This window comes from Marinomonas arctica (assembly GCF_003259225.1).
Taxonomy (GTDB): domain Bacteria; phylum Pseudomonadota; class Gammaproteobacteria; order Pseudomonadales; family Marinomonadaceae; genus Marinomonas; species Marinomonas arctica.
Window position 1 is genome coordinate 39,255 of record NZ_QHJF01000007.1, and the last position, 24,211, is coordinate 63,465.

Consider the following 24,211-nt stretch of genomic DNA (forward strand, 5'->3'; position numbering starts at 1 on the left):
CGATACCAAGAGTAGATAATGATCAAACGACATAAAACCGCCAAGCAACTCTTTTCTTACCCATTGTATTGGGCCGAGTGTTACGGTGTTTCCCCTTTTCTTCCTACCACCAGAGAGGAAATGGATGCCCTTGGTTGGGACAGCTGTGATGTGATCATTGTCTCCGGCGATGCTTACGTGGACCACCCAAGTTTTGGCATGGCGGTATTAGGTCGCTTATTAGAAGCACAAGGTTACCGTGTCGGTATTATTGATCAACCAGACTGGCGCAATACGCAAGACTTTATGCGCCTTGGTCGCCCTAATCTGTATTTTGGCGTTACCGCTGGCAACATGGATTCCTTGATCAACCGCTACACCGCCGATTTGAAAGTACGAAATGACGATGCCTATACGCCGTATGGCGTTGGCGGAAAACGTCCTGATCGCGCGGTTATTGTCTACTCTCAGCGCTGTAAAGAAGCCTTTCATGACGTCCCTGTGATGATTGGTGGCATTGAGGCCAGCCTGCGACGCATTGCTCAATACGACTACTGGAGCGATGAAGTTCGCCGCTCAGTCTTAATCGACTCAACTGCAGATATCTTGCTTTACGGCAACGCTGAACGAGCGATGATTGAAGTCACCCATCAAATGGCCATGGGCAAAACTCTCGACGAACTCACCGATATTCGCGGTACCACCATAGTTCGCAATGCACCACCTGGTGGCTACACTGAAATTGATTCAACTCGCGTTGATTGGCCAGGTAAAGTCGATCAGATCTACAGCCCTTACGAATACATTCCAGAAGGAAAATGCCAGACTAAGGATGAAGACGAGTCCGATGTCATGCCAATCCGTGTGATTCCTGCACCGCTGCGTCGCGGTGAAAAGCTTGATCCTGAAAAAACGTATATTCGTTTACCGTCTTTTGAAAAAGTATCCAAAGATCCCGTTTTGTACGCGCACACCTCTCGTATCTTGCATCTTGAATCAAACCCACATAATGCCCGAGCGTTGATTCAAAAACATGGCAAGAAAGAAATTTGGGTTAATCCACCACCGATTCCATTAGAAACACCTGAAATGGACGGCGTGTTTGATTTGCCTTATGCGCGTGTGCCGCACCCGAAATACAAAAAAGCCCGCATTCCGGCTTATGACATGATTAAGACATCGATCAATATCATGCGCGGCTGTTTTGGTGGCTGTACTTTTTGTTCGATTACCGAGCACGAAGGACGAGTGATTCAATCCCGTTCACACGAGTCTATCTTGAAGGAAATTGAAGACATCAAGGATAAGGTACCAGGATTCACAGGCCACATTTCTGACCTTGGTGGACCCACGTCCAACATGTACACACTGAACTGCAACGACGATGAAGTCCAAGCCTCATGTCGAAAACTGTCTTGTGTGTATCCGACTATTTGCTCTAACTTAAATACCGACCATAGCCCAACCACACAACTGTATCGTAAGACGCGTGCAGTAGAAGGTATTCATACTGTTTCTATCGCTTCAGGCTTACGTTATGACCTTGCTGTAGAGGATCCCGAGTACGTTCGTGAGCTTGTCACTCACCACGTGGGCGGCTTACTGAAAATTGCGCCAGAACACTCAGAGCAAGGCACCTTATCAAAAATGATGAAGCCTGGAATGGGAACATACGACCGTTTCAAGCGCATGTTTGATAAATATTCCAAAGAAGCGGGTAAGAAACAACATTTGATTCCTTACTTTATTGCGGCTCATCCAGGTAGCTCAGACGAAGATATGCTCAACCTTGCCGTCTGGTTAAAAACCAATGATTTCAAACCAGATCAAGTACAAACGTTTTACCCATCACCAATGTCATTAGCAACGGCGATGTACCATTCTGGCAAAAACCCATTAAAGCCTGTGACGTATAAGAGTGAAGACGTTTATACCCCTAAAGACGCTAAGCAACGCACTGTACAAAAAGGTTTCTTGCGTTATCACGATCCAAGCAACTGGCAAAATCTTCGCGATACGCTTATTAAAATGGGCCGTACCGACCTTATTGGTCATGGTGACAACAAATTAGTACCAGCGGAAGAGAAGGACAAACAGGTTCATCGTCGCCCTCAGAAAGCAAAACCAGGTCAAGCGACAGGCGCCTCTCACACATCAAACAGACCAACGATGGAAAAAAATATTGCGGCAGAAAAGGCACGTCGTAAAAACAGCAACACGATGACAACAGTGCCAACAAAACGTCGCAAGACAAAAGTAAAATCTCGTCAACAGTAAGCCTGTACCAGACGTCATTTTCAATATAAAACGTCAAACACAAAAAATGCGTCATGTTTCTTCAACATGACGCATTTTTTATTGAATGACATATTGGCTATGTTCTATTTAATCAACGCTCTACGGCGACAAGCAATGACTAACTCAATCGCAGCGATCAGAATTAAGGTATAACCCAAGGTTTCAACGCCCTCTTCAACAATATTCTTAACAATGCGAATATAGGAATCTCCCATAATAGCTTGCCAATATGACCCTCGACCGAGTAAACGAGAAAAGACTACGATAGTAACAAAACCGGCTAAAAAGGTGCCGAAGCTGGGCTGCTGAGAATAGTCTTTTAATGAAGCGTATATGGAAGAAAATCGCCCCCATAGAAAAACAAGTACGCAAACAAAAATCAAACCAACAATACATTGCCAAGCGCCATCAAACACATACATATCCAGCAAAGAATCAGATTCACGCACAAACATCATGGCCAACAAAGCGCCAAGCAAGGTCGCCGCTATGTTTAATTTCGCGTCCAAACGCGCCGCATACAAAAACAGCATACAGCTAAAAAACGACATGAAATCCTGCATATGTTCAGTCAGTGAACTTTCACTGTACTGAGCGGCTGTTTGGAATTCATAGCCCTCTAAAGAAATTAATTGAGCCACACCAGCCACAGCAAAAAGATAAGCAAGACTACGGAAGACAAACATAAAAAAACCTCGAATTCTAACAACGAGATTTTAATGAAAAAAAATGAAAAAACGATGTATTACAAGAAGATGACACTATCATTTCTTGTTTTATGCGCATGTTATGACATTTATAATTAATGTGTCATAACATGCGTACTAATACGACGAATAATATCGCCAGAAAGAGCTAAGAGGATTTATAATCAATAAGACTTAATGACGCCTCACTGTCCATTAACTCATCCTGCATACTTTCTACATACCCCGCCACTTCATTAGGCGCTAAAAAGTGTGCAATGTGATACATGGCATCCCCTTCTTGAACTAATGGAATATTCTGCTTACCAATAATGATCCCGCCATTTTTGCACAGCACCTTATCTAGAATATCACCATAGGGGTCCTTGATTTCAGCCAGCACATCGCCTTCTTCTACAAGATCACCCAGCTCTTTAATATGCGTAGTAAAACCACTATCGGTGGCGCGAATCCAGCTACTACTGCGAGCAATTCTAGGTTCTGATAGCGATTTCTTACTGCGAGACTTGGGCAACATCCCTAAATGCCTCATCACACCCACAATACCTTTCACACCGGCTCTTATAGACAGCTCATCAAAACGTAAAGCCTCTCCTGCTTCATAAAGAATGACTTTCGCACCCACATCATTTGCGCATTCTCGTAATGAGCCGTCACGAAGGTTGGAATTCATCAGTACAGGCACACCAAACGCTTTCGCAATGGCGAGCGTTTCAGGGTCATCAAGGTTGGCTCGAATTTGGGGTAGATTCGTACGGTGTAAACTGCCAGTATGAAGGTCAATACCGTAATCCGCTTTGGAAACAATTTCGCTTAAAAAACGATCGGCTACGCGTCCAGCCAAAGAACCCCGTTGAGAACCAGGAAAAGAACGATTCAAATCACGGCGGTCGGGTAAGTAGCGACTTTGACTTAGCACACCATAACCATTCACAATGGGCACGGCAATCAGAGTTCCTTTCAAATTTTCCAAATACTTACTTTGAATAATACGGCTAATGATCTCAATGCCATTAAGTTCGTCGCCGTGAATGGCCGCACTAATAAACAATGTTGGACCAGATCGTTTGCCACGTTTAACAAAAACAGGCATCGACATGTTTGTGTCTGTGTACAGTTTTACCATTGGCAGCTTTATTCTTGCAGTGCCGCCTAACGGAATCTCCACACCGCCAATCGTTAAAACCGTCTTCGCCATTAGCCCTTCCCTTTTGTTTTTGTATTACTCAAAAAAGCAGTCTTTTCAATATGCTGAATGATCATGGAAGCGACATCCTTTCCTGTTGCGGCTTCAATACCTTCTAGACCTGGAGACGAATTGACCTCCATAATCAAAGGGCCGTGATTAGAGCGCAAAATATCCACACCACACATATTCAACCCCATCACTTTTGCCGCTTCGACTGCCGTTCGTCGCTCCTCTGGTGACAACCGAATCAACGATGCCGTTCCGCCACGATGAAGATTAGAGCGAAATTCACCTTCAGCACCTTGACGCTTCATGGCAGCAATAACTTTACCACCAACAACTAAACAGCGAATGTCAGCACCACCCGCTTCTTTGATGTATTCTTGCACCAAAATATTCGCTTTTAGCCCCATAAAAGCTTCAATGATTGATTCGGCGGTTTTATTAGATTCCGCCAACACCACACCGATGCCCTGCGTGCCTTCTAGTAACTTAATCACAACAGGCGCACCACCGACATTTTTCAACAAGTCGCCTATTTTATCAGGGTGATGAGCAAAACCTGTTTTAGGCAAGCCCAAACCCTTGCGAGACATAAGCTGCAAAGATCTTAACTTATCACGCGAACGACTGATCGCCACGGACTCGTTAATACTGTAAGTCCCCATCATCTCAAACTGCCTAACGACCGCTGTACCATAAAAAGTCACTGACGCGCCAATTCTTGGAATAACGGCATCGTATTTTGGTAAAGGTTGACCATTGTAACGCACAGATGGATTGCTACTGGTAATGTCCATATAGCAATGCATCGTATCAATAACATCTACCTCATGACCGAGCTGCTCACCGGCTTCAACCAATCGACGAGTAGAATAAAGCCGAGGATTACGAGAAAGTATTGCGATTTTCATAGATGTCCTTTGAACAGAAAAATAAAGCACACGAGCAAACGATGCTTATAAAAAATGTCTATAAATAGAGAAAGACCATTGGCGCGAGAATAGTGAATCAGAATACATTTAGAAAGAGATTTCTGTCTTTTCCATAAAAAAATCTCCAAGCGCCTTTGCATCACAAAAACACTTAGAGATTCGTAGACAGTCCAACAGGAAATAGCGATTACTTTTTCGGTGAAAACGGATTTTCTGACGATTTGAACTCAAAAATAATCGGTGTACCAGTAATGTTGAGCACCGTTCTAAACTTATTTTCCAAGTAGCGCTTATAACTACCAGGTAAAGAGTCTGTCTGATTTCCATGCACCACAATACGTGGTGGGTTAGATCCACCTTGGTGGGCGTAGCGTAATTTAATACGACGACTGTTTACCATTGGAGGCTGATGCTCTGCAACAGAATCTTCCAAAATCCGTGTCAAACGGTTGGTTGTCCATTTGGCATAGCAAGATTCATATGTACTCTCGATGGTATCGTATAAATCACCAACGCCCGTACCATGCAAGGCTGAAATATAATGAACCTTCGCGTAAGGAACAAAACCTAAACGACGCTCTACTTCACTCTTAATGTGTTCACGATCATCTTTTTTAAGACCGTCCCACTTATTAATGGCAATAATCACACCGCGACCAGCGTCCAACACATAACCGATCATGTGAAGGTCTTGCTCAACCAAGTCTTCATGGGAATCGATCACGACAATAACCACGTTGGCGTCTTGAATGGCTTGCAACGTCTTCACGATAGAGAACTTTTCAACCGCTTCTTTAACGTGTTTACGTCGACGAATGCCCGCTGTATCAATAAGAGTGTATTCTTTATCATGGCGAACATAAGGGATATACACACTATCGCGAGTCGTGCCAGGCATATCATAGACGACCACACGGTCTTCACCTAACATACGGTTAACCAAGGTAGACTTGCCCACATTTGGACGCCCGACCACGCCAATACGTATACCGCGAGACTCTAAACTAATCTGATTTTTTGCTTCTTCAACACGCTCAGCATAAGGCAACATGACTTTATCGATTAAGACATGGACGCCTTTACCATGGGAAGCCGCAATCGGGTGCAACTCACCAAAACCCAACGAATAGAAGTCCGCTAATGCGATATCTTCGTTAATGCCATCTGTCTTATTGACCACAAGAGAAACAGGCTTATTCGAGCGACGTAAATGATTGGCGATCATCTCGTCAGCAGGGTTTAAACCGTGGCGACCATCCACAATAAACAAAACAGTGTCGGCTTCTTCGATTGCCAACAAAGACTGTCGTGCCATTCTTTCGTCAATACCTTGCTCATCACCACTGATACCACCCGTATCAATAACGATAAACTCATGTTCGCCAAGCTTACCGTCACCGTATTTACGGTCACGGGTCAGACCTGGATAATCGGCAACCAAAGCATCACGGGATCTCGTCAATTGATTGAAGAGCGTTGACTTGCCAACATTGGGTCTACCTACCAATGCAATAACTGGAATCATTTTTTTACCTATAAAAATACAAAGCGGCCACCACCCTAAAAAAGGATGGCAGCCTCTTTAAAAAATCGCTAACAAAAATCAAATTTGATTTCAGTAGCTCAATGCCGTCACATTAGAGTTCGGCGTAAGAATAAACAGCTGCTTATCATTTGCGACCATACGACTACCTGGTGGCACCTTGTTATCAGCAACCTTGTGTACCGCTATTTCACCTGTGTTTAAGTCAAGTAAATGAACATAACCAGCTCGATCCATAACAGCAACATAATCTCGGAAGAACTCGGGTGAAATCAAATCTCGCTCAACAAGATCCGCATTCTCCCAAACCTCTGTGCCATTTTTTGCATTCAGAGCAATGACCTTGCTCGTCATATCAACAGCAACAAGTAGCTCTCCTTTCACCGCCACGCCAACTGAACTCGCAATACTGCGTTGCCATAACGGCCGTCCGCTATCAAGAGAAAGCGCAACAAGCGTTCCATTATAAGCCACAGCATAAACAACGCCATTGCTTACCACCAAGCGACCATCAATATCACTCAGCCTTTCTATTTCGTAGCGGCCCTCAGGCTTCCCTACTTCATAAGACCACAGTAGATTACCGCTTTGCAAAGAAAACGCTTTTAACCGACCACTTGCGAAGCCAGCAATCACCTTGCCATCCGCAATAATGGGAGCGCTTGTACCACGTACCGTTAACGATGGCAAATCTTCTTTGGCTCGCCATAGAATATCACCTGACTCTGCATCAAGCACACTCAACCAGCCATCTGCTGTCTGTATCGCTAATTTACCAGCAGCATAAGCCGCTTCTGACAAGACTTCTGAACTTAACGTTTTTTCCCATAAGACAGATTTACTCGTCAAAGAAACAGCAATCAGCTTGGCATCATATGTACCAAAAAACAGTGTATCGCCATGACGCGTGACCCCAGAGCTGGGTTTAAACTCTGTCGATACGGCGTTTCTCTTTTTGCCTTTTTCTTGCCCTAGCTCGTAAACAGTGCCTTTTTCTGTCACAAAAAACAGAGCATCATCTTCCGCAACAAGGTTGAAACGCTCGCTCGATTCACCAAAGTTTCCATCCACTCCCGTTCGCCATGACGTTTTTAAGTTCACTTTCGCGTCTAAAGCAGGCAAGTCTGGTAAAGCAGGACGAGAGTTAGAGCACCCTTGAATGACTAGAGCAGAAAATAATACAACAAGAAAAAGAGACTTGTTCATAATTTAGCCTTTTACCAAATCTTTTAGTTTAATATCAAGCAGAGGATGGTTCACACCCACGCCTAATGCTTCGTTTGCTTTCATGTAAGCAACACGCGCATCATCACGCTTGCCTTGCGATATTAAAATATCACCCATTAATTCTTGCTGTTGCGCAGCAAACTCTTCAGCGGTTACTTGCTCAGCACGAGCCATCGCACCCGCATAATCTTCTTTTTGAAGCAATAAACGCGCAACTCGTAAATTCGCAATGGCGATGAAAGACACATCCTTAGTCTTAGCGATAGCCGTGTCTAATGCATTAATAGCCGCATCGTACTGACCATTCTCAGCATCCACTCGTGCTAAAAACAACTGACCAAACATAGCGTAACCTGTGTCGCCGTAATCATCAGCTAACTGCTTGGCAATAAAGGTAACTGTTTTTTGGTTTTCTTCGTCACTTAAATCCGCTGATGCTTGGATCAAATTTTGATAAAGAGCAGACGCTTCACTCGTGTAGTTCGCTTGACTCGTTTTCCAAGCTTGCCAGCCGAAATAGCCACCAACAGCAAGAGCGACTGCGACAAGCAGAATAACACCATTCTTTTTCCACCAAGATTTAAACGCTTCGATTTGTTCTTCTTCAGTCTTTAATTCAGACACTTTTTTTTCCTCATATAAGGCACTACCAATCACGTAAATGGCAGCACACCATTAAATCCAAAAATTCAATTACAATTTAGTATTTAGGTAATTAATAACATCATCGAGTGGGTAAGATTGTTGCTCTCCCGTTGACATGTCTTTCACTTGGCAGATGCCTTGCTCTATTTCGTCTTGGCCTAAAATAATAGTGAAACGGGCCTCTGACTTGTCTGCTTTTTTCATTTGGTTCTTAAAGTTACCACCGCCACAATGACGCAATATAACCAAATGTGGGCTCACCTCACGCAACGTCTCAGCCAGAACAAAAGAGGCCACTTCGGCATCATCACCGATACTAACGACAAAAATGTCGGCAGAAAATTTGGCCGATTGAGGAATCAAATCTAACGTTTCAAGCAATAAAACTAAGCGCTCTATGCCCATTGCAAACCCGACCGCAGGGGTAGGCTTACCTCCTAGTTGCTCGACTAAACCATCATAACGACCACCTGCGCAAACGGTCGCCTGAGAACCTAGATGCGTCGTTACCCACTCAAAAACAGTTTTACCGTAATAATCTAAACCGCGCACTAAGCGACGATTAATAACATACGGTATTCCATTAGCTTTCAAAATGGCCTGTAAAAGATCAAAATGAGCCTGCGATTCTTCACCAATAAAATCTTCTAAGCTTGGCGCTTCTTTTAGTATCGCTTGGGTCGATTCATCTTTAGAGTCTAATATCCGTAATGGATTCGTCCCTAAGCGGCGCTGACTGTCTTCATCCAATTGATCTTTAAAGGCCGTCAAGTATTCAACCAAGGCGGCTTTATACGTTTCACGCTCAGATGCAAAACCTATGGTATTTAATTGCAGCTCAACATGCTCCAGCAAGCCCAGTTTTTTCCACAACCGAGCGGACAAAATAATCAACTCAGCGTCGATATCAGCCGACCCCATGCCAAAAGATTCAACACCGATCTGGTGAAACTGACGGTAACGCCCCTTTTGCGGACGCTCATAACGAAACATAGGTCCCGTATACCAAAGGCGTTGAGTTTGATTAAACAATAGTCCAGCCTGATCTGCAGCTCGAACACAGCTTGCAGTGCCTTCAGGGCGCAACGTCAATGATTCGCCATTGCGATCATTAAATGTGTACATTTCTTTTTCGACAATGTCAGTTGTTTCACCGACACCACGCTTAAACAAATCTGTGTTTTCTACGATAGGAAAACGAATTTGCTGGTACCCATACGACTTAACAACATCGGCCACTGTTTTTTCTAAATATAACCAAACAGAGGATTGATCAGGCAAAATGTCATTCATTCCCCTAATCGCTTGAATTTTACGAGCCACAATGGATCCTTAATTTTTTACAATGATATTGGCTAATTCTCGTTCTTTAAGAAGCGCCTTTTTACGAATCATTTTTTCTAAGTCATCAACAAGCGTTTCATTCTTAGTTTTGCTATTCGGCTTACCATCTTGGTAAATCAAGTTATTTGGCGACCCACCAGCGAGGCCTATATCAGCCTCTTTGGCTTCACCCGGACCATTAACCACACACCCAATAACAGCCACATCCATAGGAATAACAATGTCTTCAAGTCGCTCTTCGAGTTCATTCATTGTCTTAATTACATCAAAATTCTGACGAGAGCAGCTTGGGCAGGCAATGAAGTTGATGCCACGATTTCGCAGTTTCAAACTGCGCAACATATCCCAACCCACTTTAACTTCTTGAACGGGATCAGCGGCTAAGGACACACGCAAAGTATCACCAATACCGTCCATCAAAAGTAAACCAAGACCAATGGAGGATTTCACAGTACCAGAGCGCAAGCCACCAGCCTCTGTTATCCCTAAATGCAATGGGTTATCTATTTGACTGGCGATTTTTCGGTAGGCTTCTACCGTCATGAAAATATCAGATGCTTTTAAGCTCAACTTATATTCATGAAAATCTAACTCATCAAAATATTGAATCTGACGAAACGCAGACTCCACCAAGGCATCAGGTGTCGGCTCTCCGTATTTTTTTTGCAAGTCTTTTTCCAAAGACCCCGCATTAACACCAATACGAATGGGAATATTTTTATCGCGAGCGCAATCCACAACCGCACGGACACGGTCTTTATTACCAATATTACCAGGATTAATCCGCAGGCAATCAACACCATATTCGGCCACTTTCAAAGCGATTTTATAGTCAAAATGGATATCAGCAACCAATGGAATCGACACCGCTTCACGTATTTTTTTGAACGCTTCAGCCGCATCCATCGATGGGATAGACACACGCACAATATCAGCACCGGCCGCAGCAATGGCACGAATCTGAGCGACTGTCGCATCAACATCGCAAGTTTCAGTATTCGTCATACTTTGAATACTGATCGGTGCGCCACCACCAACTGGCACATTACCAACCATAATTTGACGTGAATGGCGGCGTTTTATAGGGGATTCAAAATGCATAAGAGTCTCTACTTGAGCTCAAATCGAGCCAAATCGTTACGAATAGAAGAAGAAAAATCGAACACTTCGCCTTTAAATTTCAAAGATGACACGCCTCTCGCGTAACCAAATACAACGCGATAAGGTGCTTTGCCTGTCAAAGACAAATTACTGCTCGCTGTCTTCACGCCGGAAAATAGAATTTTACCCGTGGCATCACGCACTTCTGTCCAACAATCGGCACTAAATGCCACTTCAACCTCATCGGTATAAGACGGCACAGTAGGAACCGGCGTTGAAGGCACTTCAGCTGTTGCTCTTATAACATCCTCTGGCCGCACACCCGCTTCTTCTAAAATGGCCATCGTCTCAGCAGACAATCCAGTTACCACAGAACTCGAACGTACTGGTGACGATTCAGCAGGCTGTTCATCAACGACACTGACGCCTAGATCACTTGCATTGTCGCTCACATCACTATCATTATCATTTGCTATGGCTTCTGGTGCATTCTCGCTTGTCGAAGCAGGTACATCTGATGATTCCTCTGGAGATTCTGGAGACACAGTCGGCTCAACAAGCGTTTGTGCTGCTTCCATATTCGGCTCGACCATTGAGGCACTTTCACTGGCTTCTATTTGCTGTTCCTCTAGGGCTACCGTAGTGAACTGAGCCGGCCACCAGAAAACCAAAAACACAAGAACGGCAACAATAACGATAGAAATAAACACAATAATAGGGTCACCAAGATGCTTTTGTTTGTTCACCTTATCAACGGGTTTAATGGTTGTTTCAACCAACTCCCTACTGCTATCGAAGGCATGCAACATCTCCGTGTGTTCTATACCCAATAAACGACAATAGCTCTTCAGAAAGCCTCGTGCAAAGGTCACAGAACGGAAGTATTTAAAATCATTCGCTTCAAGTGCTCGCACTTGATCAATCGGGATTTTCAGCGCGGTCGCAACGTACCTTTCATCAAACTCTAGCTCTAGTCTTTTTGACTTCAATCTATTGCCAATGTTAATAGTGTCCATGTTCGTTTTACTTACAGAAGCGTTCGTTTGAGATTCAGTTGTCATGTCAATACCTTGAGCCATGCAGGCATGTAAAATTACTCGCTGATGAGTACAGTGTAGGGTCAGTCTCGCGTGCAGTTAGATGCCGCGACAGACAGTTGTACTCATCAAAATGCACCGATCCTCGGGCAATTTCTTTATCAGCCTGGATATTATTAAAAATTAAGCGAGCCTTGTCATTGTTACCCCGTATTAAAACAAGATTGAGCTCGGTCATCAAACCAATCAGAGGTAAATCTGCAATTTCTTTTGCCTGTTTGAGATAGTTTCTCGCCAAGTTTACTTGATTCTGACGTATTGCACATCTAGATAGATTTATTTGCACAGATTGACGTTTTAATAAGCTACTTTTGTCTGCTTTTTCAAACGCATCACAAGCCTCACTCCAACGCTTCCGTAAGCCTAGTAAGACGCCGTAATTATTCCAGATAAAATCATCGTCTGGGTATTTTTGCAGCGCCTGATGATGTATTGAAAGCGCTTTATCATTGGGATCAACGCTAAGCCAATACAAACTCAACAATCGCCAATAATCCTTGCCTCGCTCGGACATACGAACCTGATCAAGCTGCTTTTTCGCCAGAGCCCACTGCCCCAGTAAGAGATGCGCTTGAACCATCAACAACCTCTCAGAATCAGACGTTGAGGATAATGGCGAAGAAACAGGCTTGTAAGCACAAGAGGTGCTCAGCAAACAACACAATAAAAGTGGCAACCAACACAACCGCATACTGACATCCTTGTCATTCACTAAAGAAAATAATTAACTTTTCACTTCTCGCAACTCAATGTATTTCTGACTACGACGTGTTTTGTCGTGGAAATCACCAACCAACTGGCCACAAGCCGCATCGATATCATCTCCCCGAGTGGTTCGAACGGTCACAGTGTAACCCGCATCCGACAAAATTTTCTGGAAACGACGCGTACGATTATTCGATGGCTTTTCATAACCAGAATGAGGGAATGGGTTAAATGGAATTAAGTTAACCTTACACTCCAAATCTTTAAGAAGCTCAGCTAACTCATAAGCCTGTTCTTCGTTATCATTCACACCGGACATTAAAGTGTATTCAATTGTGATATGACGCTTGTCTGGCAGGTTGGCCAAATAAAACTGACACGCCTCTAACAGTTCAGCAATTGGGTATTTTTTATTAATAGGCACAAGCTCGTTGCGCAAAGCATCGTTTGGCGCATGCAATGAAATCGCCAAAGATACGTCTGTACGTTTCACCAACTCATAAATTTTAGGGACGACACCAGAAGTACTCAAGGTGACGCGACGCTTAGACAAACCATAAGCATGGTCGTGCATCATTAAAATCATCGCATCAACAACAGGCTCAAAGTTCATTAAAGGCTCGCCCATTCCCATCATGACCACATTGGTAACGCGACGAGGGCCGTTTGGATCCATAGGACCAAAGGACTTAATCGCAATCCAAACCTGACCAATGATTTCAGCAGGCGTTAAATTTCGGTTAAAACCTTGCTTACCCGTTGAACAAAAACTGCAGTCCAGAGAACAACCTACCTGTGAAGACACGCACAACGTCGCTCTATCACCATCTGGAATCAAAACCGTTTCAACACAGTCGTTCTTGCCCCCTTCCGTACGAATAATCCACTTACGCGTACCGTCAGTAGAAATAGTCTGCGACACCACTTCGGGCCCACGAATCTCACAGATCTGCTCTAGTTTTGCACGTAACGCCTTACTGACATCCGTCATTTCTTCAAAGCTTTCGGCTCCCTTTTGATGAATCCATTTGATCACTTGAGTGGCACGAAATTTCTTCTCACCAATGGATTCAAAAAACTCAATCAGCTTGTCGGGGGATAAACCTAAAAGGTTTACTTTTTTGATGTCAGTCATAATTCAATATCGCTTGCTATAAGTAGCATTAAGTGTAAACGAAAAAAGCCTCTGAAAAGAAAAATCTTTTCAGAAGCCTCTGTAAAAAAGCGGGCTAGCGCCCGCTTTTACAAAACAGATCGGACATAAAGGTCCTAGCTGTCAATTACTTACCGAAGAAGTAAGCAATTTCACGAGTTGCAGATTCAACAGAATCAGAACCGTGAACAGCATTTGCATCGATAGACGTTGCGTAATCTGCACGCAAAGTGCCAGCTGCTGCGTCTTTAGGGTTAGTCGCACCCATAAGTTCACGGTGACGAAGAACAGCGCCTTCACCTTCAAGAACAGACACAACAACAGGACCAGATGTCATGAAAGCAACCAAGTCTTTGTAGAAAGGACGCTCTTTGTGCTCAGCGTAAAAACCGCCAGCCAATTCGTCGTCTAGTTGAATCATTTTCGCTTCAACAATTTTAAAGCCAGCACGTTCAAAACGCGTGTAGATTTCACCGATTACGTTTTTCGCAACAGCATCAGGCTTGATGATAGATAGAGTACGTTCTAACGCCATGATATAACTCCAAATTAAATTTAAAGGGACGATGCCTTCTGCATGGCCCAGGACTTAAAAGTTCAGCGCGCGTATTATACGCATCAATTCTTTAAAATTGTATGAACAAACGAATATTATTTATTCTAATAAGAATAAAAGCTTAAATTCTCACACCTAAACGGCGAGTCGAAGGCGATTCACAGCATTTTTAATGGTGGCAGCCGCAAAATCCACCTCTTCTTCCGTTGTGAAACGACCAATAGAAAGTCGCAAGGAACTGTGAGCCAAGTCATCAGCCAAACCTATGGTGCGCAAGACATAAGACGGCTCTAGGCTGGCTGAGGTGCAGGCGGAACCAGAAGAGACTGCAATATCGCTCAAGGACATTAACAACACCTCCCCATCCACACCAGAAAAACCAACATTTAATACGCCGGCAACGCGGTTATCTGAATCACCGTTAAGGTGCACACCAGATAACTCGGTCAATGAAGACCACAAGCGTTCGCGCAAAGCTTTAATACGAGCACAATCCTGCTCCATTTCTTCGCCCGCTAAACGAAATGCTTCGCCCATACCAACAATTTGATGGGTTGCTAAAGTACCAGAACGCATACCACGCTCATGACCACCACCGTGAATTTGCGCCTCCAGTTTTACTTTCGGCGAACGCCTTACAAACAAAGCACCAATCCCTTTTGGACCATAGGTTTTATGAGCGGTAAGCGACATTAAATCTACATTCATGACATTAACGTCTATCTCAACTTTGCCTGTCGTCTGCGCCGCATCAACATGAAGAAACACGCCACGAGATCGAGTTAAGCGACCAATCGATGCAATGTCCGTCAACACGCCAAGCTCATTATTGCCATGCATCAAAGACACCAGAACCGTATCTTCACGCAACGCTTCTTCCACCTGACTTGGTGAAATCACACCATGCACGTCTGGCTGCAAATACGTCACTTCAAAGCCGTCTTTCTCAAGTTGCTTACAAGGATCCAAAACCGCCTTATGCTCAATCATCGAAGTAATGATATGACGACCTTTTTGGCGATAAGCATAAGCAACCCCTTTCAAGGCTAAATTATTGGCTTCCGTCGCACCCGACGTCCAAACAATCTCACGTGAATCCGCTTTAATTAAACTGGCCACCTGTAACCGAGCCTCTTCAACAGCCTCTTCTGCTCGCCAACCAAAAAGATGTGAGCGAGAAGCAGGGTTGCCAAAATTCCCATCCTGCGTTAAACACGCCATCATTTTTTCAGCGACTCTTGGGTCCACTGGTGTGGTTGCAGAGTTATCTAGGTAAACCGGGGTATTCATTAAAGCTCTCCAATATAAATTAAACAGGTACGCATAAGCCGATAGTTCAACAGCTCAGAGTTAAGCCGCCGCCTGAGCGATACCTTTTATGCGACCGACAATGGAACGCAAACCGTTACCACGAGTCGGACTCAAATGTCTTTCAAGATCCAACTCTTCAAAATACGCTGTAATGTCGAAATCTAAAATTTCTTGCGGTGTTTTGTGGTCCAGCGCTGCAAGCACCAACCCCAATAAACCACGAACGATAATAGCATCACTGTCTACGGCAAACGTAAGCACTTCACCTTTTATCGCATCTTGATCACTACCCGGCTGAATCCAAACACTGCTCTGGCACCCTTTCACTAGACGCTCCGGCGTACGCCACACTTCATCAAACTCAGGCAATGACTTCCCCAAATCTATAATGTACTTATATTTATCTTCCCAATCGTCAAAGAACGACAGATCGTCAACGATATCTTCCGTACTAGGTAAAGCCATGACTACCCTCTTTTTTCATCAAGCCTATTAAAACAAAAACGGCTTTGGCTATATGCCAAGGCCGTTTCTTATTGTATTCGATTTTAGCGAATGACCGAAACTATCCCCAAAAAGACATCAGAAGAAAAGACCTGCTTCCAATTGCGCTTCTTCACTCATCATTTCTCGTGACCAAGGAGGGTCAAACACCAGGTCAACTTTGACCGAATCAACGTTGGGCACTTTAGCGACACGATATTTTACATCACCCACCAACACAGGCCCCATTCCACAACCAGGCGCTGTCAGCGTCATATTAATCAAAACCGTCTTGGCGTCTTGATCGAGCGTTACCTTGTATACCAAACCTAAAGAAACCAAGCTGATCGGAATCTCCGGATCGTAAATAGTATCTAACGCCTGCCAGACTTGGTCTTTACTGATCTGACCAGTACCAAGATCTTCAAAATCCAAGACCTCTGGTTGCTGACCAATGGCCTCCGCGTCGGTACCGTCTATGCGCAGCATATTACCTTGCCAAGTGACGGTATAGTTGCCACCCAAACTCTGATTGATCGTAATAAACTGACCTTCTGGAATACTAACCGGCTCGCCACTTGGTACTCGTCGTGCTGGACAGGCACGATTTGTTACTACCATTTTTTGCATGAAGTTAACTCACACTAAAGCTTTCGCCACAGCCACACTCTGCTACAACGTTAGGGTTTTTAAACTTCACAACTTCGTTAACGCCCTCGCGCACTAAGTCAATCTCTGTGCCCTTCAACATGGCAACAGAGTGTGAATCCACAGCAAGTATCACGTTACCAAACTCTAATACGGTATCGTCACCTAAGGCGGTATCAACAATATCCAGCACATAAGAAAACCCCGTACAGCCACTCTCTTTCGTGCTCAATCGAATCAACTTGCCAGGCTGCTTAACCAATTTAGAGGCAAAATATTTCTGTGCAGAAGCGGTTAAAGACACGCTAGAGACAGGATCAAACGTTGTTACTGTCATTGAAACCTCCTAAGCCAGCATTGTTTGCACTTTTTTCAGTGCCACAAACAAAGCGTCAACTTCTTCTAATGTATTATAAATCGCAAACGATGCGCGTGCTGTACCTGGCACATTAAAGCGCGCCATCAGTGGTTGCGCACAATGATCACCCGTACGAACAGCAATCCCCTGACGATCCAACAAGAACCCGATATCAGCAGGGTGCCCCTGATCCATCACAAAGCTCAACACGCCAATTTTTTCTTTGGCAGTCCCAATTATTGTCAAACCTTCAAACTGCTCAGCAAGCTCAGTTGCATGGTCCAACAAGGCTTTCTCATGAGCCGCAACAGCCTCTTGATCTAATGCACTAAACCAACGAATCGCTTCCGCCATCGCAATCGCATCGCCCACATTAGGCGTACCTGCCTCAAAACGATAAGGCAAAACGTTCCAAGTTGCGTCTTGCAAAGTCACCGTAGAAATCATCTCGCCGCCGGTGCGCCAAACAGGCCACTCAGCGAGAACTGACTCTTTGCCCCAGAGCACACCGACACCCATTGGTCCGTAAATCTTATGCCCAGAAAAGGCATAAAAATCACAACCTATGTCTTGCACATCAACATGACCATGAGCGGCACCTTGAGCACCATCCACTAGAACCAAAGCGCCAAACTGCTTGGCTTTTGCTGTCATATCTTTAATTGGGTTTACTGTTCCCAATGCATTGGAGACATGAGGAAAAGCAACGAACTTAGTACGTTCGTTCAACATGTCGTCATAAGCCGCCTGATCCAATTCCCCCATATCCGTTACCGGAACGGTTCTTAAAATCGCACCAGAAGCTTTACAGGCTTGTTGCCATGTCACAAGGTTGGCGTGATGATCCATGCCTGTTGCGATCACTTCATCGCCCGGCAACAACAAAGAAGCCAAACCATTAGCGACAATATTAATCGCCTCGGTAGTGCCCGTCGTCCAAATCACTTCTTCACGTTTTGGCGCATTAATGAAGTTTTTTACGATGTCGCGCGCATCCTCAAAGCGACGTGTCGCTTCATCAGCAAGACGATGGGCACCACGATGCACATTAGAATTACAGGTCGAATAGTAATCCACCAAAGCATCAATCACACATTGCGGCTTTTGCGTCGTCGCTGCATTATCGAGGTATATCAAAGGTTTCCCATCAATCTCTCGCTTTAAAATCGGAAACTGCTTACGGATAGCGGCTACATCAAAACTCATCGTTTTCTCGCTTATTTCACTTCCATTTGCGCAAATCGTTCACGGATAATAGGACGAATCCACTCCGCTAACGCCGCATTTGGCATTAAATCAATCAACTCATTAATAAAGCCAAAGTTGAGCATCACTTGCGCCTTCGAGCGGCTTACACCGCGAGTCTGCAAATAATACAAAGCTTGCTTATCAATCTGAGCTACCGTTGCCCCATGAGCACATTTCACATCGTCAGCGTATATTTCTAACTCTGGCTTAGTATTGATCTCGGCTTTATCGGATAACAGCAAGTTGCGGTTATTTAGCTCTGCCAAGGTTTTCTGTGCATCACGGTGAATATGAATACGACCATTAAAAATAGCGCGAGAACGATCGGCTACGATACAACGCACATTCTCTTCAGTTTTGCCATTGGGCATGGCATGCTCAACCGTCGCATGCAGATCAAACAGCTCTTTTCCATCTAACAAATACATGGCATTAAGCTTGGCATCGGCAAACTCACCCGCATGAATAATGTCTGTGTCTAAACGAGACAGCTCACTACCAAAACCCACAAGGGTACTGTGCATTTTAGCATGGTCATGCAAGTTGAAATGGCTACCACCAATGGAAACATTACTGCCTGTCTGTAGAGCAAAGCGATAATGTTCTAGACTAGCATTCGCAGCGACCTTGTATTCAACAAACGCGGTATTAAAACTATCGCCTTGGGCTTGGACATCTTCAATCACGGTTAATCGCGAGCCCGCTGCCAAAGTAACTTGCACACGAGTATGGGATTCCGCGCCTTGACTCAACAAAGAGCTAATACGAATCGGTTGAGTAATCTCAACCCCTTCCGCCACCGTCACCACCACGACATCCTGTGCTAGTGCGTCGTTAACCAAACCGAAAATGTGACGCTCTGGCTTAATAGTCGAAAATGCATGTAGTGCTTCTGCTTGTTGCGCCGTATCTAAATCACCACCCAAGGAAATGGACACACCTTCAGGCAAGGTTTTCGCTAATTGGGTTTGGTCAAACTGACCATTAACAAAGACCAATTCAATCGCAGATAAATCCGCAATGGCAACCGGAAGCAACTCAACTTTATCGGTAATGACTTTTGCTTGCGTACGCTCTACAGGGCGCAAAGGCGTATAACGCCACGCTTCCGTTTTACGCGTTGGCCACTTAGTATTTGCTAAAAGTTCCAGTGCGTGAGCTCGCTTTGGCGCAAGCCAATCATTGATACCTTGCGCTCGAGCAATGGCGCTTTCTAACCATTCACTCATGCGTTACCCCTCAAGTTCGTCTTCAACTGGCTCTTTCTGCAACCAAGCATAACCTTGAGCTTCTAACTCAAGCGCAAGGGAAGCATCACCACTCTTAACGATTTTACCGTCAGACAATACATGCACAAAGTCAGGCTTAATGTAATCCAAAAGACGTTGATAATGGGTCACAACAATAAAACTGCGATCTGCGGAACGTTGGCTATTCACACCCTCTGCCACTATCTGCAGAGCGTCAATATCCAAACCAGAATCTGTTTCATCTAGAATGCAAAGCTTTGGTTTAAGCAATAACATCTGCATTAGCTCATTACGTTTTTTCTCGCCACCGGAGAAACCTTCGTTAACACCACGCTTCAAGAAAGCCACTGGCAAGTTAACTTGCTTACACGCCGCTTTCGCTTCTTTCAAGAAATCCGCAGAGGTAATGGCGTCTTCACCACGGGCTTGACGCTGTGCATCCACCGACGCTTTTAAGAATTCTAAGTTGCTGACACCAGGAATTTCGACTGGATATTGGAACGCCAAGAACAACCCTGCGCGAGCACGATCTTCCGTCTCCATATCCAGTAAATCTTCGCCATCAAGCGTCACGCTACCACTGTCTACACTGTAACCATCACGACCAGACAAAACATAGCCAAGGGTACTTTTACCAGCACCGTTTGGTCCCATTATTGCGTGCACTTCACCCGGCTTGATGTCTAAATCCAACCCTTTGATGATTTGTTTTTCTTCAACGCTGGCGTGCAAATCTTTTATCGTCAACAAACTTTTCGTGTTCGACATCTTTAATAATTCCTTAACCTACTGAGCCTTCAAGGCTTATTTCTAGTAACTTGCCCGCTTCAACGGCAAATTCCATTGGTAATTCTTTGAATACTTCTTTACAGAAGCCATTCACAATCATGGAGACGGCTTTTTCAGGATCGAGGCCACGCTGACGACACAAGAACATCTGCTCATCACTGACCTTAGAGGTCGTCGCTTCATGCTCAATAATGGCTGATGGGTTACGACTTTCCACGTAGGGGAAAGTGTGCGCGCCACACTGGTCACCAATCAACAAAGAGTCACACTGGGTGAAGTTACGTGCGCCTTCGGCACCTGGATTCATACGAACAAGCCCACGGTAACTGTTGTTACTTCTTCCTGCCGAAATACCTTTAGAGATAATGGTGGATTTTGTATTCTTACCGATATGGATCATCTTAGTGCCAGTGTCTGCTTGCTGACGACCACGCGTCAAAGCAACTGAGTAGAACTCGCCTACACTGTTATCGCCTTTCAAAATGCAGCTTGGGTACTTCCAAGTGACCGAAGAACCTGTCTCGACTTGCGTCCAAGAAATCTTAGCGTTGGTATGACAAATACCGCGCTTGGTGACAAAGTTGTAAATACCACCTTTACCGTTCTCGTCACCTGGATACCAGTTTTGCACCGTTGAGTATTTAATCTCAGCGTTATCCATGGCAACGAGTTCTACTACCGCCGCATGCAGCTGATTTTCATCACGTTGTGGCGCAGTACAACCTTCAAGATAACTCACGTGACTACCTTCATCTGCGATAATCAGTGTGCGCTCGAATTGCCCGGTATTTTGCTCATTGATACGAAAATAAGTAGACAATTCCATAGGGCATCGCGTGCCTTTAGGAATATAAACAAAAGAGCCATCCGTAAACACAGCACAATTCAACGCCGCATAATAGTTGTCTTTCTTAGGCACAACGCTACCGATGTACTTTTTAACAAGGTCTGGATATTTGTGCAGCGCTTCAGAAATTGGGCAAAATATAACACCCGCTTCCTCTAGTTTCTCACGGAATGTCGTTACAACAGAGACAGAGTCAAATACCGCATCAACCGCGATACCGGCCAACATTTGCTGCTCTATCAAAGGAATACCAAGTTTTTCATAAGTACGCAGTAGTTCCGGATCCACCTCGTCCAAAGACTTAGGCTTGTCTTTCATACTTTTTGGAGCCGAATAGTAAGAAATAGACTGGAAATCTATTTTTGGGTAATCGACTAAAGCCCATTCTGGCTCTTCCATTTCCAACCATTCACGAAATGCGCTCAGGCGCCATTCGAGCATCCATTCAGGCTCACCTTTCATTTCAGAAATACGTCGGATGACACTTTCATCCAAACCTGGCTCAAATGTCTCTGATTCTACATCAGACACAAAACCTGCTTCGTACTCCCGTGCCAGCGCCTTATCTATCTGCTCAGTCATATAAAAACTCACTCAATTATAGCCACTAATACACTGTGAATCAGCGCATTAAGCTCTACTAATTTATTTTCTATTTAATCAACAATGGCCGCACTAATTTTGTCATTTTGAAGACTACGTTGTCGGCTCTCAAGATCTTGTCGCTCAGCCACTTGACGTACATCATTGCGACGCACAAGCTGCTCTAAGCTAATTTGATTTAAAAAATCGTGTATTTGATCACTTAAATCACACCATAAATGATGGGTAAGGCAAGTATTACCGCTTTGACAATCACTTCGGCCTTTGCAGCCCGTTGCGTCTACCGACTCATTAACAGCATCGACTATTTGCGCAACAAAAATATCATGATGAGAACGGCTCAGACGATAACCGCCACCAGGGCCTCGAACACTGTTTACCAATGCTTTCTTACGGAGCTTAGAAAATAACTGCTCCAGATAAGATAATGATATTCCCTGTCGATTCGAAATATCCGACAAGGACACCGGCCCTTTATCCGAATGCAATGCCAAATCAAGCATGGCGGTTACCGCATAACGACCTTTTGTTGTCAGGCGCATAAACTATCCACTTTAGATTATTCTGTGAGTATGAATAGTACACAAAACCTACTGTTTTGATCAAGTATTTACCTGACTATTTTAGTAGGTTATTAGTCCCTCTTACCATGCGGCCGTATTTTACGTGTACTGGGACAAAAACTAAACCGCTGAATGCGTCTCTAAAGGCCAGCATAAAAATAATTGAGAGCATTAACAGAGCACACCGCGTGTGTTACTAAGACAAAACCGATACAAGAAAAGAGAAAAAACGTGTTCTTTTTATATAAAAAAGCACACTATAAAATCATCGTATAACGGAAGTAAGGAGGGTTAATTATGCCGCAAAAACCTATTGTCGAGAAAAAAGTGGAAGTAGAAGAGCCCACCCCCAAAAAAAGCAAAATGCCTATAGTCGCTTTTTTATCCTGTTTTCTATTGAGTGTATGTGCCTCTTCTGGCGTCACTTACTTCCTACTTCAATCCCAAGAGGGTATCGAAACCGTCACAAAATTGAGTACTCACGAGGAGCAATTACTCAACATACAAAAAACACTCTCTCAACAAGATATGGACATAAAAGCCATAAAAGAGCAAAACGAAACGCTAAAGCTCTATCTAAGACACAGTAGTGCAACGGCTCTAAAAAACATCTTAATCAACCAAGAACAAAATATTCAGGCTTACCTAAAAGTCATGAAATCCGCCATGAGCGACTTATCAGCACTCAGTCCTAGGACAACAGACTGGAACGATGAATACCAATATCAATTAGATCTCGCACTAAAAGGCAGCATAAAAAGAGAAGATTTATTGAAGCTACTCAAAACTGGCGAGCCAAACGAAAAGAGTCAGTAAACAACATACGCTAGAAGGCGGAGAGTTAAAAAACTATACCGTACGAAGCGACAAACTGATTGGGTAATGATCAGAAGAATGGATATCTATGTGAACATGCACGTCAACAACGCCTAATCCACGACAGTAAATATGATCTAAGTGCCGTAACAAATGGTTTAGCCTCGGCTGACGCATCATCTTCACCTCTTTTAACGAAGATGCCGTGGCAAGTTCATCAAAATACTGCATTCTTTTTTTGTTCCAAGTATTAAAGTCACCGGCCAACAATATCGGACCACTATGATGGTCTAGAGCCTGAAAAGCTTGATCAAGATGCGCTCTAAACTTTTCGAAGGAAACAAAGTTAATCATGTGAGTATTGATAACGAGCAACGACTGCTCAAGGGTAGGTTCTGTTGTACTTGCTAACGGATACTCGGTCGCTAACACCATTTTTTTAGTTTTAGTAATAGGTTCACTATGAGTAGATGCTGAAAAAAAATGCTTATTTGCCATAACGCTTGATCCGGTTTTAACACCCGTTTCAATGTTAGACTTCACGTTTTTAAAGCTGCTCGCCATAATCCACTGATGTTGCGAAGAATGGTGAAACATTCCGTCAAAGGGCGAGTTTAGAATGGCTTCTTGCAAGAGGATTAAATCTTTATCACCAATAAGAGAAGTAAAATCATTCTGCCAGCCCTTTCGTTTACATTTAAAGACATTCCACAACAATACCTTGATATCTGGCCCTATCGCCTGTTTCGATGCATTACCCATAATTTTTAACGACTCAACAGCACAATAACGATTTTTCATCATGGAAAATGGCCT

The 24,211-nt window shown here is 44.1% G+C and carries 24 protein-coding genes; 2 read left to right on the forward strand and 22 right to left on the reverse strand.

What is annotated here, in order from left to right; genetic code table 11:
* Positions 1-18: 18 nt before the first annotated feature.
* Positions 19-2,256, forward strand: a complete 2,238-nt coding sequence (locus DK187_RS05890; RefSeq protein ID WP_111606420.1) for a YgiQ family radical SAM protein — start codon at positions 19-21, stop codon at positions 2,254-2,256.
* Between the two features lie 104 nt (positions 2,257-2,360).
* On the opposite strand, the gene DK187_RS05895 is transcribed toward DK187_RS05890, so the two are convergent.
* From DK187_RS05895 to iscR, 21 genes are all read right to left on the reverse strand, one after another.
* Positions 2,361-2,963 carry a hypothetical protein gene (locus DK187_RS05895; RefSeq protein WP_111606421.1) on the reverse strand — a complete coding sequence of 201 codons (603 nt, stop codon included), beginning with the start codon at positions 2,961-2,963 and terminating at the stop codon, positions 2,361-2,363.
* 169 nt (positions 2,964-3,132) lie between these two features.
* Positions 3,133-4,182, reverse strand: coding sequence for a succinylglutamate desuccinylase/aspartoacylase family protein (locus DK187_RS05900; RefSeq protein ID WP_111606422.1), 1,050 nt, complete (start codon positions 4,180-4,182; stop codon positions 3,133-3,135).
* Positions 4,182-5,087 carry a 30S ribosomal protein S6--L-glutamate ligase gene (gene rimK / locus DK187_RS05905; RefSeq protein WP_111606423.1) on the reverse strand — a complete coding sequence of 302 codons (906 nt, stop codon included), beginning with the start codon at positions 5,085-5,087 and terminating at the stop codon, positions 4,182-4,184. Before rimK ends, DK187_RS05900 begins: the two co-directional genes overlap by 1 nt.
* Before the next feature lie 208 nt (positions 5,088-5,295).
* Positions 5,296-6,633, reverse strand: a complete 1,338-nt coding sequence (gene der, locus DK187_RS05910; RefSeq protein WP_111606424.1) for a ribosome biogenesis GTPase Der — start codon at positions 6,631-6,633, stop codon at positions 5,296-5,298.
* 90 nt (positions 6,634-6,723) lie between these two features.
* Complete coding sequence (gene bamB / locus DK187_RS05915; protein WP_111606425.1) at positions 6,724-7,857, reverse strand: outer membrane protein assembly factor BamB; 1,134 nt, start codon at positions 7,855-7,857, stop codon at positions 6,724-6,726.
* A 3-nt stretch (positions 7,858-7,860) separates the two neighbouring features.
* A complete protein-coding gene (locus DK187_RS05920; protein WP_111606447.1) occupies positions 7,861-8,502 on the reverse strand; it encodes a YfgM family protein in 642 nt (213 codons plus the stop codon).
* A 69-nt stretch (positions 8,503-8,571) separates the two neighbouring features.
* On the reverse strand, positions 8,572-9,846 hold the full coding sequence (gene hisS, locus DK187_RS05925) for a histidine--tRNA ligase (protein ID WP_111606426.1): 1,275 nt from the start codon (positions 9,844-9,846) through the stop codon (positions 8,572-8,574).
* Between the two features lie 9 nt (positions 9,847-9,855).
* Positions 9,856-10,968 (reverse strand): flavodoxin-dependent (E)-4-hydroxy-3-methylbut-2-enyl-diphosphate synthase, encoded by a 1,113-nt coding sequence (gene ispG / locus DK187_RS05930; protein WP_111606427.1) that lies wholly within the window; start codon positions 10,966-10,968, stop codon positions 9,856-9,858.
* 8 nt (positions 10,969-10,976) lie between these two features.
* Positions 10,977-12,029, reverse strand: a complete 1,053-nt coding sequence (locus tag DK187_RS05935) for a RodZ domain-containing protein (RefSeq protein WP_223232320.1) — start codon at positions 12,027-12,029, stop codon at positions 10,977-10,979.
* Between the two features lies 1 nt (position 12,030).
* Entirely contained in the window at positions 12,031-12,756 is a 726-nt protein-coding gene (locus DK187_RS05940) for a tetratricopeptide repeat protein (RefSeq protein WP_111606429.1), read from the reverse strand.
* Positions 12,757-12,789: 33 nt separating this feature from the next.
* Positions 12,790-13,905, reverse strand: a complete 1,116-nt coding sequence (gene rlmN, locus DK187_RS05945; RefSeq protein ID WP_111606430.1) for a dual-specificity RNA methyltransferase RlmN — start codon at positions 13,903-13,905, stop codon at positions 12,790-12,792.
* A 145-nt stretch (positions 13,906-14,050) separates the two neighbouring features.
* Positions 14,051-14,458 (reverse strand): nucleoside-diphosphate kinase, encoded by a 408-nt coding sequence (gene ndk / locus DK187_RS05950; protein WP_111606431.1) that lies wholly within the window; start codon positions 14,456-14,458, stop codon positions 14,051-14,053.
* A gap of 156 nt (positions 14,459-14,614) precedes the next feature.
* The gene (locus DK187_RS05955) at positions 14,615-15,769 is read right to left on the reverse strand and encodes an IscS subfamily cysteine desulfurase (RefSeq protein ID WP_111606432.1); all 1,155 of its coding nucleotides are present in this window, start codon (positions 15,767-15,769) and stop codon (positions 14,615-14,617) included.
* Between the two features lie 60 nt (positions 15,770-15,829).
* Complete coding sequence (locus DK187_RS05960; protein WP_111606433.1) at positions 15,830-16,255, reverse strand: SufE family protein; 426 nt, start codon at positions 16,253-16,255, stop codon at positions 15,830-15,832.
* Positions 16,256-16,372: 117 nt separating this feature from the next.
* Positions 16,373-16,903 (reverse strand): putative Fe-S cluster assembly protein SufT, encoded by a 531-nt coding sequence (gene sufT, locus DK187_RS05965; protein ID WP_111606434.1) that lies wholly within the window; start codon positions 16,901-16,903, stop codon positions 16,373-16,375.
* A gap of 4 nt (positions 16,904-16,907) precedes the next feature.
* On the reverse strand, positions 16,908-17,258 hold the full coding sequence (locus tag DK187_RS05970) for a HesB/IscA family protein (protein WP_111606435.1): 351 nt from the start codon (positions 17,256-17,258) through the stop codon (positions 16,908-16,910).
* Positions 17,259-17,267: 9 nt separating this feature from the next.
* Positions 17,268-18,485, reverse strand: a complete 1,218-nt coding sequence (locus DK187_RS05975) for an aminotransferase class V-fold PLP-dependent enzyme (RefSeq protein WP_111606436.1) — start codon at positions 18,483-18,485, stop codon at positions 17,268-17,270.
* 11 nt (positions 18,486-18,496) lie between these two features.
* On the reverse strand, positions 18,497-19,756 hold the full coding sequence (sufD, locus tag DK187_RS05980) for a Fe-S cluster assembly protein SufD (RefSeq protein ID WP_111606437.1): 1,260 nt from the start codon (positions 19,754-19,756) through the stop codon (positions 18,497-18,499).
* Positions 19,757-19,759: 3 nt separating this feature from the next.
* Positions 19,760-20,545, reverse strand: a complete 786-nt coding sequence (gene sufC / locus DK187_RS05985) for a Fe-S cluster assembly ATPase SufC (RefSeq protein ID WP_111606438.1) — start codon at positions 20,543-20,545, stop codon at positions 19,760-19,762.
* Between the two features lie 13 nt (positions 20,546-20,558).
* Positions 20,559-21,995, reverse strand: a complete 1,437-nt coding sequence (gene sufB / locus DK187_RS05990) for a Fe-S cluster assembly protein SufB (protein WP_111606439.1) — start codon at positions 21,993-21,995, stop codon at positions 20,559-20,561.
* A gap of 74 nt (positions 21,996-22,069) precedes the next feature.
* Positions 22,070-22,558, reverse strand: a complete 489-nt coding sequence (gene iscR, locus DK187_RS05995; RefSeq protein WP_111606440.1) for a Fe-S cluster assembly transcriptional regulator IscR — start codon at positions 22,556-22,558, stop codon at positions 22,070-22,072.
* Positions 22,559-22,876: 318 nt separating this feature from the next.
* Here iscR and DK187_RS06000 point away from each other — a divergent pair, with 318 nt between their 5' ends.
* Positions 22,877-23,395 (forward strand): hypothetical protein, encoded by a 519-nt coding sequence (locus tag DK187_RS06000; protein ID WP_111606441.1) that lies wholly within the window; start codon positions 22,877-22,879, stop codon positions 23,393-23,395.
* Between the two features lie 33 nt (positions 23,396-23,428).
* On the opposite strand, the gene DK187_RS06005 is transcribed toward DK187_RS06000, so the two are convergent.
* A complete protein-coding gene (locus DK187_RS06005; protein WP_111606442.1) occupies positions 23,429-24,199 on the reverse strand; it encodes an endonuclease/exonuclease/phosphatase family protein in 771 nt (256 codons plus the stop codon).
* Positions 24,200-24,211 lie beyond the last annotated feature (12 nt).